Annotated in this window: 13 protein-coding genes; 2 read left to right on the top strand and 11 right to left on the bottom strand. The window is 34.4% G+C overall.

The features are described from left to right. Positions 1–2 precede the first annotated feature (2 nt). Both AW14_RS11175 and aroC read right to left on the bottom strand, forming a co-directional pair. Positions 3–1328, bottom strand: coding sequence for a dicarboxylate/amino acid:cation symporter (locus AW14_RS11175; RefSeq protein WP_044638884.1), 1326 nt, complete (start codon positions 1326–1328; stop codon positions 3–5). 340 nt (positions 1329–1668) lie between these two features. Continuing rightward, on the bottom strand, positions 1669–2730 hold the full coding sequence (gene aroC / locus AW14_RS11170) for a chorismate synthase (RefSeq protein ID WP_044638883.1): 1062 nt from the start codon (positions 2728–2730) through the stop codon (positions 1669–1671). A 185-nt stretch (positions 2731–2915) separates the two neighbouring features. Between aroC and AW14_RS11165 the strand changes: the two genes are divergently transcribed. Then, positions 2916–3761 (top strand): UDP-2,3-diacylglucosamine diphosphatase, encoded by an 846-nt coding sequence (locus AW14_RS11165; RefSeq protein ID WP_044638882.1) that lies wholly within the window; start codon positions 2916–2918, stop codon positions 3759–3761. Between the two features lie 48 nt (positions 3762–3809). Here AW14_RS11165 and AW14_RS11160 read toward each other — a convergent pair whose 3' ends face one another. Beyond that, entirely contained in the window at positions 3810–6731 is a 2922-nt protein-coding gene (locus AW14_RS11160; protein WP_044638881.1) for an FAD-binding and (Fe-S)-binding domain-containing protein, read from the bottom strand. Between the two features lie 172 nt (positions 6732–6903). On the opposite strand from AW14_RS11160, the gene AW14_RS11155 reads away from it, so the two are divergent. Next, the gene (locus tag AW14_RS11155) at positions 6904–7362 is read left to right on the top strand and encodes a hypothetical protein (protein ID WP_245617647.1); all 459 of its coding nucleotides are present in this window, start codon (positions 6904–6906) and stop codon (positions 7360–7362) included. Positions 7363–7443: 81 nt separating this feature from the next. Here the strand turns inward: AW14_RS11155 and bshA are convergent, their stop codons facing one another. From bshA to AW14_RS11115, 8 genes are all read right to left on the bottom strand, one after another. Next, a complete protein-coding gene (gene bshA, locus AW14_RS11150; protein WP_044638880.1) occupies positions 7444–8583 on the bottom strand; it encodes an N-acetyl-alpha-D-glucosaminyl L-malate synthase BshA in 1140 nt (379 codons plus the stop codon). Between the two features lie 14 nt (positions 8584–8597). Then, complete coding sequence (locus AW14_RS11145; RefSeq protein WP_044638879.1) at positions 8598–11504, bottom strand: glycoside hydrolase family 3 N-terminal domain-containing protein; 2907 nt, start codon at positions 11502–11504, stop codon at positions 8598–8600. 123 nt (positions 11505–11627) lie between these two features. Continuing rightward, positions 11628–13088: a DUF3570 domain-containing protein gene (locus AW14_RS11140; RefSeq protein WP_044638878.1), complete on the bottom strand. Its 1461-nt coding sequence runs from the start codon at positions 13086–13088 to the stop codon at positions 11628–11630. Positions 13089–13097: 9 nt separating this feature from the next. Further along, positions 13098–13307, bottom strand: a complete 210-nt coding sequence (locus AW14_RS11135; RefSeq protein ID WP_044638877.1) for a DUF4266 domain-containing protein — start codon at positions 13305–13307, stop codon at positions 13098–13100. A 1-nt stretch (position 13308) separates the two neighbouring features. Beyond that, on the bottom strand, positions 13309–14307 hold the full coding sequence (locus AW14_RS11130) for an FAD:protein FMN transferase (RefSeq protein WP_044638876.1): 999 nt from the start codon (positions 14305–14307) through the stop codon (positions 13309–13311). Further along, entirely contained in the window at positions 14291–14731 is a 441-nt protein-coding gene (locus AW14_RS11125) for a thioredoxin family protein (protein WP_044638875.1), read from the bottom strand. Before AW14_RS11125 ends, AW14_RS11130 begins: the two co-directional genes overlap by 17 nt. Before the next feature lie 125 nt (positions 14732–14856). Next, the gene (locus tag AW14_RS11120; protein ID WP_044638874.1) at positions 14857–15339 is read right to left on the bottom strand and encodes a hypothetical protein; all 483 of its coding nucleotides are present in this window, start codon (positions 15337–15339) and stop codon (positions 14857–14859) included. 229 nt (positions 15340–15568) lie between these two features. After that, entirely contained in the window at positions 15569–16360 is a 792-nt protein-coding gene (locus AW14_RS11115) for a (Fe-S)-binding protein (RefSeq protein WP_044638873.1), read from the bottom strand. Between the last annotated feature and the right edge of the window lie 36 nt (positions 16361–16396).

Below are 16396 nucleotides of genomic sequence, written 5' to 3'. Positions count from 1 at the left end.
AGTTATTTTACGTTTTCATAATTATCATCCCAATTTTTCACTTGCGGTTCGTGAAGTTTACCAAGTGATTTTGCAACTAAAACCGAAACGGTTGCATCACCAGTAACATTAACAACAGTTCTGCACATATCTAACGGACGGTCTACGGCAAAAATAAGAGCTAAGCCTATAGGAAGTAACTCTGCTGGAAACCCTATAGATTCTAAAACAATTACCAACATAACCATACCTGCACTTGGTACAGCGGCACTGCCAATAGATGCTAATAAAGCCGTTGCAATAATTACTAATTGATTGGTAAAAGTTAAGCCTTCTGGCCAAATAACCTGCATGATAAAAACCGCAGCAATACCTTGGTATAAACTGGTTCCATCCATGTTTACCGTGGCGCCAACAGGTAAAACAAAACCAGCAACTTCTTTATCGACTCCCAAATGCTCCTCAACACGTTCCATGGTTACTGGTAAGGTAGCTGCACTAGAACTGGTGGAGAATGCTAATAATTGCGCCGGACTTATTTCTTTTAAAAACCACATAGGCGATTTTTTCGCATAAACACTAATGAGAACTAAATAGAAGCCTATCATTAATATGAGTCCGCCAACAACACATAAGGCATAATACAATAGCTTAATTAAAATATCGATATCATCGAAGGCAATAATAACATTTGCCAACAAAGCAAACACAGCGTAAGGCGCAAAAAGCATGATTAAATCGACCATTTTCATAACGACTTCATTTAACGAATCGAAAAAGTCGATAAGGGGTTTTGCCTTTTCTTCGGGAATTAAAAGCAAACAAATACCAACAAATAAGGCAAAGAATATAACTTGTAGCATAGAGGCTTCTACAAACGATTGAAAAATATTACTAGGAAAAATATCAACCAAGGCTTGTAATGGTCCTGCTTCTTTTTGTGCGCTAGCCTTGGCAAGCTTGTCGGTTACACCAGCATCGTTAGCGTATTTTAATTTTATTTTTTCAATGGTATCTTGTGACATGCCATTTCCTGGTTTTACGGTGTTTACAATACTTAATCCAATAACAATAGCCACTAAAGTTGTTACAATGTAAATGCTAATGGTGCGTAAGCCCATGGATTTTATTTTTGAAATATCTTTTAAATCTGAAATCCCTTTAATTAATGAAGCCAGAATTAAAGGCACAGCAATTAGCTTAAGAAGATTAATAAAAATGGTTCCAAAAGGCGCAATCCAATCGGTTACGAAACCTTTACCGCCATTTACAGAATTCATTATGAAACCAAAGATAATTCCTAAAATCATTCCAATAATAATCTTCCAGTGTAATGCTAATTTTTTCATATATAACAACGCTTTTTTATTTTTTAAGCAAGATAAGAATTTAAGCGAAGTTTATTAATAGCAAAAGCAACAGGCTTTAAAAAAAACGAGGGTTTATCGTTTTTTCTTCACATTACAAGGATAAAACTTACAGCTAAAAGCTGTTTTAAATATTTGTATTTTGAATAAAATTAAAAAATACGATACTTAACGGTATGCCCTAGCCCCGATAGAGGCGTTATCCTTTTTAAATATGGGTTGTAAAACAACATTGTTTTTGGCAGGATTATAAAATAAAAATCGATACTTCTGGTTAGAAATATCGATTTAAAAAGATTAAGCCGAAAGCGGGAAATAGCTTCTAATGATACATTTTATTTTGTAAGTAGAAATCTGCAATTACCAGCGCTGCCATAGCTTCTACAATAGGCACAGCGCGTGGTACCACACATGGGTCGTGTCTGCCTTTGCCGTGCATAACAACAACTTTGCCTTCTTTGTCTATGGTTTCGTATTCTTGAATTAAGGTGGCTACAGGTTTAAAAGCGACGTTGAAATATATGTCCATGCCGTTGCTTATACCGCCCTGAATACCTCCCGAATGGTTTGTTTTGGTTGTGCCGTCTGTGTTAAATGCGTCGTTGTGCTCGCTACCATACATGGCGCTTCCTTCGAAACCGCTGCCATACTCGAAGCCTTTTACAGCGTTGATGGATAGCATGGCTTTACCTAATTCGGCATGAAGTTTATCGAAAACAGGTTCGCCTAAGCCAACCGGAACGTTTTTTATTACGCAGCTAACAATACCTCCAACGGTATCGCCTTTACTGCGCACTTCTTTAATGTACGTTTCCATTTTTGAAGCCATCTCGGTATCTGGACAGCGTACAATATTGGATTCTATTTTGGTTAAATCTAATTCTGTGTAAGGTTTGTTTAGTTTCATGTTGCCAACACCAGAAACATAGGCTTTAAACTCGATGTTACTTAGCATTTGCTTAGCAATAGCGCCCGCTACAACGCGACAGGCTGTTTCTCTTGCCGAGCTGCGACCACCACCGCGATAGTCTCTAAAACCATATTTTTTATCGTAAACATAGTCGGCATGACTTGGTCTGTAACTGTCTTTTATATGGGTGTAATCGTGCGATTTTTGGTTGGTATTTTCAATTATAAAACCAATGGAAGTTCCCGTTGTAACACCTTCAAAAATACCGGAGTGAAATTTAACGGTGTCTGGTTCTTTACGTTGAGTAACAATGGATGATTGACCCGGTTTTCTTCTGTTTAATTCATCTTGAATAGCATCTAAATCTAGTTTTATTCCCGATGGGCAACCATCTATAATACCGCCTAAAGCAGGCCCATGAGATTCGCCATATGTTGTTAGTTGAAATAATTTTCCGAAAGAATTTCCAGCCATGATTGTAATTTTAGTGCTAAAGTAAATCTATTCTAAGAAATACGAAAATGAAATCGTATAAAGCAGTATGCTATTTTATTTTTATTAGATAACATCTAGTTAACAATATACTGATATTTAAATAATTATGAGGTAATCATTAAGTAACAATAAAACGGGTAATTTACAGTAAATATAATTTTAGATTGAAGATTAGAAGAAAAATAGAATTAGCTGTAATATCGGATGTGCATTTAGGAACCTATGGCTGTCATGCCAAACACCTACTAACTTATTTGAATAGCATAGAACCTAAAAAACTTATTTTAAACGGCGATATTATTGATGTTTGGCAATTTAGTAAGCGGTATTTCCCCAAATCGCATTTAAAAGTTATTAAAAAAATTATGGATATGGCCGCCGATGGTGTAGAGATTATTTACATTACCGGAAACCATGATGAAATGCTTAGAAAATTTGCAAATTCTACCATTGGTAATATTTCTATTGTGAACAAAGCTGTTTTAGAATTAGACGGTAAAAGAGCTTGGTTTTTTCATGGCGATGTTTTTGACGTTTCTATACAAAATGCGCGATTTTTAGCCAAGCTTGGTGGCTATGGTTACGACCTTTTAACGCTTATAAATCGGGGTGTTAATTGGTTTTTAGAAAAGCGCGGTAAAGAACGTTACTCGTTGTCTAAAAAGGTGAAAAACGGTGTGAAAGGTGCCGTAAAATTTATTAATGATTACGAAAAAGTAATTGCAGAATTGGCTATTGAAAATGGCTATGATTATGTGGTTTGCGGACACATACACCAACCAAAAATGGAATATTTTGAAAATAAAAATGGTAAAACGCTCTACCTGAATTCAGGCGATTGGGTCGAGAATTTTACAGCTTTAGAATATCAATTTAAACGATGGAAAATGTATAACTATGACAGCGACAAATTATCTGCCTTTTATGTTGATGAAGACTTTGAAAACATGGAAATTAAAGATCTTATCGCAGCTATAACCATTGTTGATAAACACGAGAAAAAAAAATAAATAGTTCGTTTAATATGAAGACGGAAGATTGAAACCGAAGACCAAAGACTAAATAAGCGCCTCACGTAAAATGGTAACAGGATGTTTTGCTTCGCGTTGTGTTCCATCTTTTATTTGATGCCTGCAGCTGGTTCCTGTTGCTGCTATAATAACTTCGGCACTAGACTTTCTCACTGCCGGAAATAAGGTTTGCTCACCAACCGTCATACTAACATTATAATGCTCTTTTTCGTAACCAAAACTTCCTGCCATACCACAACAACCACTGGCTATAATGGTAACTTTATAGTTTACTGGCAGGTTTAAAACATCAAAACTACAGGATTGATTGCTTAATGATTTTTGATGGCAATGACCGTGAAACTTAATGGTTTTAGCCTGAGAAGTAAATTGACTGGCAGTTATATGGCCTAATTTAATTTCATTTTGTAGAAACTCATCGATTAAAAAACAATGGCGTGCTATTTTTTTTGCTGAAGATTTATCGTCGGCTAATTTTAAATATTCATCACGAAAAGTTAAAATGGCTGAAGGTTCGATGCCAATTAATGGGGTTTCTTCTGAAACTAAATCTTTAAAAACAGCCACATTTTTATTCGCCTTGTCTTGAGCCTGTTTTAATAAGCCTTTAGAAATTAAAGCACGTCCAGATTCCTCATGTTTAACAAACTTAACGTCATAGTTTAAGGCTGTTAAAAGCAGCAGCGCATCTTCGCCAATAGTTTTATCTAAATGGTTGGTAAATTCGTCATTAAAGAAATAAACTGTTTTTATTTTATTTTTTACAACTAATTGATTTTTATTTGATTGAATATATTTACTTAAACTTATATTTGAAATTAATGGCAAGCTTCTTTCCTTAGCAATTCCCAAACCTTTTTTTAGTATAGAAGCTGTAAATGTATTTGAAAACATAAAATTTGTAAGATGAGGAAACAGAGCGCCGAACTGGTTTAGAGTGTTGTTGTAAGCAAATAATTTGGTTCTTAAAGACACGCCATTGGCCTGCTGATATTGAAATAAAAACTCGGCTTTTAAACTTGCCACATCTACACTACTTGGGCACTCGCTGCTACAGGCTTTGCAACTTAAACATAAATCGAAAACCGTTTTAAGCTCGTCATGATCGAACTTGTTTTTTTTATCTGAATTAGTTAAAAATTCACGTAAGGCATTGGCCCGCGCTCTGGTGGTATCTTTTTCGTTTTTGGTGGCTCTGTAACTCGGACACATGGTGCCTCCAAATTCGGGTTGTTTCCTGCAGTCGCCAGAACCATTACATTTTTCGGTAGCTCTTAAAATGCCTAAAGAATCAGAAAAATCTAGTAAGGTTTGTATTTCAGGTTCTTCGCGGTCGGCTTTATAACGTAAATTTTGATCCATTGGTAAGGCATCAACAATTTTACCAGGATTAAAAATATTATCGGCATCGAAAACCGATTTTATACGTTTTAAAATTTGATAATTCGCATCCCCAATCATAAACGGAATGAATTCCGCTCTTACAATTCCATCACCATGCTCACCACTCATGGAACCTCCATATTTTTTTACTAAATGCGCAACATCGGTAGTTATTTTTCTAAATAATTTAACATCTTCTGCTTTTTTTAAATTTAAAACAGGTCGCAAATGTAACTCACCAGCACCTGCATGGGCATAGTATATGGCTTCTTGGTTGTAACCCTTCATAAGCGCTGTAAACTCTGAAATGTAGTTGGCTAAATCGGGTAAAGCCACAGCGGTATCTTCTATACATGCTGCCGATTTCCTATCGCCAATAATATTTCCTAATAAACCTAAGCCAGCGCTTCGTAAATTATTTGCTTTGTTAATTGCTTCGCCTTCTAAAATGGGATAGGCATAACTTAATCCGGAAGATGCAATGGCATCTAGTAATTTTTTTGTTAGAACATTTACTTGTTCTCTGGTAGATGCTCTTACTTCACACATTAAAATAGCCTTAGGGTCGCCTTCAATAAAAGAGCGGTTTTCTTGTTGCGTTTTATTATGTTTGGTGCAATCTAAAATAGTTTTATCCATCATCTCACAATTGTAGAGATTATGTTCCATTGTTAGAGCAACGGCTTGTAAACAGCTTTCTATACTGTTAAAATGAGCCGTAACCATGGTGGCTTCCTGCGGAGGTAACGGGTCTAATTTTAAAGTAATTTGTGTTGTAAAGGCTAATGTTCCTTCGCTTCCAGAGAGTAGTTTACACATATTAAAGGGCTCGGTAGCTTCCGAAAAAACATTAGTTTTTATTAATTCATCAATAGCATACCCCGTATTTCTTCTGTGTATTTCTGGTTTTGGAAAGTTTTCTAATATTTGTTTTTGAATTGATTTGGATGACAATTCATTAAAAATCGATTTGTAAATAGAAGCTTCTAAAGTGTTGCCTTCCATTTTAAGTTTGAATGCATCGGGCGTAACGTCCTTAAAAACAACCTCGCTACCATCGCTTAAAATGGTATGCATTTCAATAATTTTATCGCGGGTAACACCATAACGAATGGAGGTGGTACCCGAAGAATTATTTCCTACCATCCCTCCTATCATACATCGATTTGATGTGGATGTATTCGGACTAAAAAATAATCCGAAAGGTTTTAAATAATTGTTTAAAGCATCACGAACAATGCCTGGCTGTACGGTTATCGTACGGTTTTTTTCATCAAAACTTATAATCTTTGTAAAATATTTAGAAACATCTACAACAATACCTTCCCCAACACATTGTCCTGCTAACGAAGTTCCAGCCGTTCTGGGTATAAGCGATTTTTTGTGAACTTTAGCAAAGTTTATTAAAGCTTTAATATCGGCCTTGCTTTTAGGATAAGCCACCGCTAATGGTAATATTCTATATACTGAGGCATCGGTAGCGTATATTGATTTTATTAAATCATCGTAAAATAATTCGCCTTCTAAAATTTCGCTTAATGCCTGTAAATGAGATGTATTAACCATTGTTTAATGAAAATTGTTTATAACTATACAATCGTGTTAAATATATACACAATTTTGGTATTATTTTTGTCAAATAATACAGCGATTAATTTAATAAAGTCTATTTATTAATTATTCACGTATATAACTATATAAAAACTTAAAACTTATGAGATAATTACTTTTATTAACGATTACAGCTTTAGGATTTGCATTAACATCAAATGCACAGGACATTTCAAAAAACGCACTAGGTCTTAGATTAGCAGATAGTGATGGTTTTGGAGCCGAAATTTCATACCAACGAGCTCTTGGAAGTAACAACCGCTTAGAAGTAGATTTAGGTTGGAGAAATGGTAAAAATTATGATGGTTTTAAATTAGCCGGGTTATACCAATGGGTATTTCCATTAGACGGCGATTTTAACTGGTATGTAGGTGCTGGTGGTGGATTAGGATCATTTGGTTATAACGATAACATGGGCAATGATTTTAATGACACTTTTGTTTTTGCCGCTGGTGATATAGGTATCGAATACAGTTTTGATATTCCATTAATGTTGTCATTAGATTTTAGACCTGAGATAGGTTTTGGTGATGATAATTACAAAAACAATGATTTAGATTTTGATATTGCCTTAGGTATTCGTTAACAATTCTAATATTTATAAATCGTATTAAAAATAAAAGCACCATATATTGGTGCTTTTTTTGTTATTATATTTAAAGGTTATTTACAAAACCAAGCATTTAGCCAAAGTATCTTGATAAATAGCTTCATATTGAGGTACAATTTCATGTAAATCGAATTTTAAAGCTTGTTTGCGGGCGTTGTCTTTAAATTGTTGTAAACGGTTGTTATCACTTAGAATATAAATAGCATTTTTAGCCATATCATCGACATCGCCAACATTACTTAAAAAACCCGAAACACCGTGGATGTTAACTTCTGGAATACCGCCCGTATTACTTGATATGACTGGCACACTAGAAGCCATAGCTTCTAAAGCGGCTAAACCAAAACTTTCAGATTCCGATGGTAATAAAAACAAATCGCTAAAACATAAAATTTTATCAATCTCGTTACTTTTCCCAAGGAAAACGACTTTGTTTAAAATGCCTAATTTTTGACATAAAATTTCAATTTTTTCACGTTCTGGTCCTTCGCCAACCAACATTAATTTAGAAGGTATTTCTTTTTGAACTTTATAAAAAACATTTATAACATCTTCAACACGTTTTACTGGACGTAAATTACTTATGTGTGTAATAATTTTTTCATCATCTTTAGCCATCATACCTCTTTGACAATCTGAAAAACCACTACTATTATACTTGTCTAAATCGATAAAGTTAGGCACCACATAAATATCATTCTTAATGTCGAATAATCTTAAAGTATCTTCTTTTAAACTTTGTGATACGGCCGTTACAGCATCCGATTTATTAATACTGAATGTAACCGCTGGTTTATAAAAAGGATGGTTACCAACAAGTGTAATATCGGTGCCATGAAGGGTGGTTACAATGGGCACATAAATATTTTCTTCGATAAGCATTTTTTTAGCCATATAAGCGGCGTAAGCATGCGGAATGGCATAATGAACATGTAAGATTTCTATATTATGCAACTTTACCATATCTACCAATTTACTCGATAGAGCAAGTTCATAAGGCTGATAATGAAACAGCGGATATTCGGGCACATTAACTTCGTGATAATGTACATTGTTGCTTATTAATTCTAATCTTACAGGTTGGTTGTAAGTTATGAAATGTATTTCATGTCCGCGTTTAGATAATTCTAAACCTAATTCTGTTGCCACAACACCACTACCCCCAAAAGTTGGGTAACAAACGATACCTATTTTCATTTTTCTATTTTAAATTACTCAATAATAGCTTGATAAATTAAGCTTTGAATATTGGTTCTAATATTTTCTCTTAATAACAAATTTTTCCCTGCATTGGGATACGTTCGGTTTGCTAAAAACACATAAACAATTTCTTTGTCTGGATCTGCCCAAGTATACGTTCCTGTAAAACCAGAATGTCCAAAACTTTTTAAAGACACACAACCGCAGGTTGGACCATCTCCACTAAACTGTGGTTTATCAAAACCAATACCGCGTCTGTTACCTTTTTCTTTATAATATGTTTTATTAAACTTATCAATTGTTTCTGGTTTTAAGTAACGTTTACCACCATAAAATCCTTTTTGCAAATACATTTGCATGATTTTAGCAATATCGTTGGCATTACTAAAAATACCCGCATGCCCACCAATACCATTTTGCATCGCTGCACCCATATCGTGTACGTAACCATGTACCTCTTGGTAACGATAATAATCGTCAATTTCGGTTGGAACTATTTTCTTGTTGCTTATTTTGTGATACGGATTATACATGGTGTAATTCGCTCCCAAAGATTCATAAAAATGATTTTGGGTTAATTGTTCAAGAGTTCTGTCGTAATAATGCTCAATAAATTTCTTTAAAATATAATAAGGAAAATCGCTGTATCGATATTTTAAGCTGGGAAGCAGATCTGAATCTTTAATTATTTTTTGAATAGAGTCCGGATAATCAGATCGTAAGTATAAATTTTTAGAGACTTCAATATTAAATAAATCACTACGTTCTTTTCTGTAATAAGTATCACTTGGATGTTTGGTTTCATCTAAGGTTTTATAATAAAACGGTTCCCAAGGTCGCAACCGGGCATAGTGTGAAAGCATCGATTTAATGGTAACATTCGCTTTGTTAGAGCCTTTGTATTCTGGTAAAAGTTCAGACAACTTACTATCTAAAGACATAATGCCTTGCTCTTCCATTTCCATTACCAAAGGTAAAGTTGCCAGTATTTTTGTTAAAGAGGCCACATCGTAAATATCGTCCCAAGCCACTTTTTCATCACCTTCATAAGTATGTTTTCCAAAATTTTTACTGTAAATTACTTTACCTTTTCTAGCAACAACAACTTGTATACCTGGGGTCATCATACCATCAATAGCTCTTTGTGCTTCTTGGTCTATTTTATTTAATAATTCAGAATCCATACCCACACGTTCTGGTATGGTATACGACAAGCGTTTAATATCATTATTAAAAATACCTGTGCCTGCATTTAAATTATTACCAACTGAAACAGGCAACACGCCTTTTGATGCTAAGGCTCCGAAAATAATTTGTGCCGATTTTCGCTGTGCAATGTCACTGTTTTGATAACTAACTACAATGCTTTCAATGTTTTCAATCGTTTTTAAATCGGAAAGTGCATATGGTTTAACAAAAACATCTAAAACAACTTTATGAGTTCGTGCAATTTCATAAATCCATGTCAACTCGGTATCCGAAAACTTATAAGCTTTCCAAGGGTTTGCGTTAGAGCGGTGTAAACCAATAACCACCGTGTTATAATCTTGAAGTTTTGCCATTAATTCATCAAGCATCTCTGCTTTAATTTGGTGTACTTTGGCATACTTTTTAAGTTCAGTAAAAAATGCAGATCCATCATCATCACCTAATTCTACATAGGCGATTGATTTTGTTTCTAATTTTTGAAACGGAATTAAATCGCCTTCATTTTTAACCACTGTAATAGCGTTTTCAAGAAGTTCTTCGTATAAAATATCGTCTTCCAACCTGTTTAAATCTTTAATCAGATTTTTAATATCAATAGGTTTGTATTTATTTAAACCCACTTTATATTTAGCCATCAGTATTTTTTTTACAGAGTGCGCCAAACGTTCTTCTGTAATATCACCCGACTCGTAAGCTTCAATGATTTTAGATACACCAATACCAACATCTTCAGACATTAACATAACATCGTTACCCGCTTTAAAGGCCGCCAGGTCAATATCACCAGACTCACTAAAATTTGAAGCGCCTTTCATGGTTAATGCATCGGTAAAAATAAGACCTTGAAACCCTAAACGTTCTTTTAAAATATCGGTAACTATATGTTTTGAAAGCGACGACGGATAGCCCTCGCGAGGCTCTAAACTTGGCACATTTAAGTGGGCTACCATAACGCTTGAAAAGCCTTCTTTTATTAGCTTTCTGTAAGGATATAATTCTATGGAATCGATTCGTTTTTCACTAAAACTGATGCTTGGCAAGGTTTTATGAGAATCTTGATCTGTATCGCCATGGCCAGGAAAATGTTTGGCATTTGCCAATACCCCAGCACCTTGCATGCCTTTCATAAAGGCCGATGCTTTTTCGGTTACATTATCTCTATCTTCACCAAAAGAACGATTTCCAATAATAGGATTGTCTGGATTGGTATTAATATCGACCACAGGAGCAAAATTAAAATGCACGCCCAATCGTTTGCAATGCTCTCCAATGTGTTTTCCTGTTTCCTCAATAAGTTTGTTGTTTTTTATAGCTCCTAAAGTCATATTCCAAGGAAAAGCATAGGTAGAATCTAAACGCATACTCAATCCCCATTCGGCATCCATACCTATTAACATAGGTAGTTTCGATATAGCTTGTAAATCGTTATTTAATTTGGCTTGTCGTACGGGACCACCCAACGAATAAATAATACCTCCTATTTGATGCTCTTTAATTAAGGATTCTATTTTATTTTTTGAGGCTTCATCTTGGTTAGACATGACTTGAACCATGTAAAGCTGGCCCACTTTTTCCTTTAATGTCATGGATGCATAAACACTATCTACCCACTTTTTTTGAGCAAATGTATTTTTAGATAATAACGGGTTTTGAGAAAACCCTACATTAACCATTAATAATAAAAATAGAATATATGAGAATCGACGCATAATTGAGGATTAATTGGCATATTAACTGTTATTCATACAACAGTAATAATCATGCCAAAATAAGACTTTTAACACGAAGATAAAAAGACTTTAAGATAGAATTATAATAAGATTATAAACAATCTAATCCATTACAAATTTACATCCAGCCGAGATAATATTGGCCGTCAAACCGGTATTCCTTTTATAATTATTATATTTTAAATCGATACTTTTTAAACCAAATTTCCAAATATGTTTGGTTGCAAAAATATCGGTATAACTAACTCCAAATCCGTATTGATTTGCGTTAAATTTAGATAAATCGTAATCTGATGTATAAAATTCACTGGTTGATAATGCGGTTTCATAGGGCGCAAAATAATCGGCTTCAGTTTGATTATAATAACGATACGACGGATAAAGGGTGAATTTACTCGTAATTTTAATTGGTAATTCTACTTCGGCGGTATGCGATTTAATTCCCCAATCGTCTGTATAATACCTGTAATAGGTTCTTAAGGTAAACATTTCGTTTAAATAATAATTTAAACGCGCTCCAACCGGAATTTTAAATCGGCTATTTGGTAAACGCTCAATATCATCGGCTAATTGAAAAACACCTTGATTTATAGCGCTTGTATAATATGGTATGTCTGTAGGATCACCTATATAGTAATTATCTACATCTGCAAAATAAACGCGCTGCATCGGGTTACTTAGCCAGCCTTTTTGCTGAACTAAATCGAAAAATATAGAGAATTGCGCATTTTTACTCAAAATTTGAGAAAAACTAAAAGATAATGAATAAGAATTTCTGGCTTTATCCTGAATAAAAGGCGAATTTGTTGGCGCCCAGGCATTGCTACTATTTTTATCTATTGCTAAACCGCTTTGGTTGTATATAGGCACATTAAAGAAAAATCCACTATTTAAATTCTCATTCGATTCGTAATACGAATCTAATTCGGTTGGGTATTCGGGACGCCAAGTATCTAAATAAATTTTGGTGCTCAAACTTAACGTGGTGTTTTTTTCATTAAACAATTTTGTTATACCACCACCAAAACCAAACGATGAGTAATCATATTCTGTTGCGAAAGATACATCGGCATTAACAATAGTATTTCTATCATCCGAACTATGACTATAATCGGCAGTGATACTAGCCCAAACATCACTCCTAGAAGCGCCTGAGGAGGCAGCCCAAGGGGTTCCTATGTAAGCACCAGCTGCATTGGACTTTTTGTTAGAAAATTTGTCATCTTCTACTTCTCCTGAACCTTGAGAAGCACCAGAACTACCATCGAAGGGATTTAAGTTACTCGATGAAGCCGATGTATAGGCCGATATGCCTGCATCAATAGTTAAAACATCGTCTGCATTTAAAGGTAAACTAACTACGATGGTTGGTGTAACATCTGTTAATTCTTCGGTTCCTATACCACCGGTAACAGAAGCATTGTTGCCGTCTTGGGTGTAATAACTAGTTAAAAAATCGACTTCAGTAGTTTCTAAAACGCGTTTTTTATAGCTTGTTGTAGACTCTTGGGCAAATAGTTTTCCAATGAAAAAAACACATGCGATAATAATTACTTTTTTCATTTAAGACTATTAATTACATCCACAACCACCACCAGATTTTCCTCCGTTGGCGCCAGCCGCAGCTTCTCGATATACTTGAAAATTAGTTATAAACCTATCTGAAGGTTTTTTAGTTAAAACCATATCAGGGTCACTTAAATTTACTTTTTCATACTCTTTTACAACCGTGCAAGAAGAGAAAAACCCAATGGTTAAAACTATTAACAGCAGCTTTTTCATATTAATTTGTTTGCTTTAAATTTATGTTTTTTGAGGTACGCATCTTATTATCTTTATCTATAATTATGCATTCAACGCCTTTTAACTGATTAATAAAATCTAAACCTACCTCTACGCCCATTACAAAAACAGAAGTTGCCAAAGCATCGGCAAGTTCGGCATTGGCAGTAAAAATTGTAGCACTTAAAATACCTGTGCTAGGATAACCGGTTCGAGGATCTATTATATGTGTATACAATACATCATTAAATTTCACATATTTTTCGTAATTACCCGAAGTAACAACGGCACTGTTTTTTACTGGTAACCAAGAAAACACTTTTTCTTTGTTTAACGGATTAACAATAGCCACCAACCAATCTTTACCATCGGGCTGAGTTCCCCATGTATTCAAATCGCCAGAAGCATTTATAATTCCTGCCTTAACACCCTTTTCTTGTAAAAGCGCTTTGGCTTTATAGGCAGCATAGCCTTTACCAATGGCCCCAAAGCCAATTTTCATGCCCTGTAATTTTAAAAAAACAGAATGCTCGGTTTCGTTTAAAACAATGTTTTTATAACCTACTTTGGCTACCGAATTTTTTATCGCTTCCGCGGAAGGCATTTCGGTCATGCTCCCATCGAATTTCCAAATTTTATCCATGGATGCATAACTAATATCGAAAGCACCATCGGTTAATTCTGAAATTTTAATGGCTCGTTTTATAAGTTGAAACAATTCATTGTCTACCACCACAGGTTTTATACCTGCATTTCTAATAATTTCTGAAGTTTGAGAATTGGCATCCCATGAAGATATTAGTTTTTCAATACGTGATATTTCGTTAATGGCTAAATTAATGTATTGGTCGCCCGCATCTTGATGTTCTGCAAAAACAGAAATATCAAATCGGCTGCCCATTAATTTTATAGTTTTTTGAAATATTTGTTGCGAAAAGCAAATAGAACTTGTAAAACTTAAAAGTATTACCCAATACCCTATGTTACTTTTCGAAAGCATTTAATTTTTTGAAATAATTAGTTGGCGATGTTTTTTCGTAACCGGTTTTGCCTAAAACATCCCCTTTACTGTTTAGTACAACCACTAAAGGAAAAAAGCCTTGACTGTTGTAAGTTTCTGCTAATTTTGCATTTTGAGCCGTTAAAGCATCCGACAGTTTATTTGCTTTTTTTCTGGGAAAGTCGGCTTGAAGCATTACAAAATGATGGTCTGCTAAATTTTGAAATTCTTTGGCACTCCAAATTTCTTTGTTTAATTTCATACAAGGCGCACACCAATCTGATCCTTGAAAAACTAATACAATGTTTTGATTTTTCTTTGAAGCGATTTCTTTTGCCTGTTCAAAATTAGTTATCCAATTTTGAGCCGACAAACTAAAACCAAGTGTTAAAAGTAAAACACTTGTGAAAATTATTATTTTCATTATTTAATTAAAATTAAAGCTAATTAATTATTCAGTTAAATTAATGCAACAATATTACATTTAATATTAATTATATTAACGTTTAACCATATTAAATATTTCGCTAACATAGAAATTTAGAATGATTATAAGTAACGGCTGTGCCAGCTCTCGCTTGCAGGTACTTCCCAGTTTTCGTTGTACTCTGCTATGTTGGTTACTAGATTATTAAAAACAATGGTGTTTTTTGATACCGCTTTTTCTTTGGCCATTTTTTTAAAATCTGAAAGCGCTTTGTAAGCTATAAAATCGCCTTGTTTATAAGAAACGTTCATTTTATCCATTAAATCGACTTGGTAAGCTTCTTCTAATTGCTGAATAAAACGTACCGATGCGTCGATAGAACAACCTGTAGCTTGGTTTAGGTTTTGGTTTAAGCCAATTACAATAAAACGTTTGTATTTTATTTCAAAACCAGCCTGTAAATCGCTACCATGTGCTGTCCAGTTTTCTAGAAACACCTGTAATTTGTCTTCTATTTCTTCAATCTCATCTGTTGTAAACGAGCGGTTTGCTTGGTATATCCAAACACGAGATTCTTCTGGTAATGTATTAAAAGGTACAATCATTATTTTTTTACAATATCTGTTATAATTTTATTAACAATAAAATGGTTTAATTTGGCACTAAACAATTTAGCTTCGTAATAATATAAGTCTATTTCTAGGTTGTTATTAATTCTTTTGTTTGTAATTAAAATGGGCTTTTAAAAGTGCTCCAATTTTATGAATTCATTTATAGAGATAATATTTTTAAGCTATTCTACTTATTAAATAGACTTAAATGTATTTTTTCATTTTATAAATCTTGTGCATTAGCAATTAATTCGGCTATATCCATAATAGCCACATCGCTTTCTTTTTCTTTTGCCTTTACACCATCGGTCATCATGGTATTACAGAATGGGCAACCAGCTGCTACTATATCGGGTTGAGTTTCTAGAGCCTGTTCGGTGCGTTCTATGTTTACTTCTTTATTGCCTTTTTCGGCGTCTTTAAACATTTGTGCACCACCTGCACCGCAACACAAGCCGGTTCGCTTGCAATTTTTCATTTCTATTAACTCGGCTTCAAGCTTTTTTATTAAATCGCGTGGTGCTTCGTAAACATTGTTGGCGCGACCTAAATAACAGGGGTCGTGAAAGGTAATACGTTTGCCTTTAAATTGACCACCTTCTATGGTTAATCGACCTTCATCTAAAAGTGTTTTTAAGAATTGGGTATGGTGCATGACTTCGTAATTTCCGCCCAGTTCTGGATACTCATTTTTTATAGTATTAAAACAGTGCGGGCAAGCGGTTACTATTTTTTTTACTTCGTAAGCGTTTAAAACTTCTATGTTTGTAACGGCTTGCATTTGAAATAAAAATTCGTTTCCTGCGCGTTTGGCAGGATCGCCCGTGCAGCTTTCTTCGGTTCCTAAAACAGCAAATTCTACTTGAGCTTTGTTTAATAATTTTACAAAAGCTTTGGTTATTTTTTTAGCTCTATCGTCGAAACTTCCTGCGCAACCAACCCAAAATAGTACTTCGGGTTGCTTTCCTTGAGCCATAAAGTCTGCCATGGTTGGCACGTTAAGTAATTCGCTCATTATATTGGGTTTTGTTTGTGCGTTAGGGATTGAGCA

Source organism: Siansivirga zeaxanthinifaciens CC-SAMT-1, assembly GCF_000941055.1.
GTDB lineage: Bacteria > Bacteroidota > Bacteroidia > Flavobacteriales > Flavobacteriaceae > Siansivirga > Siansivirga zeaxanthinifaciens.
Note: the sequence above shows the minus strand (reverse complement) of the source record. Positions and strands in the feature narration are given on the sequence as shown.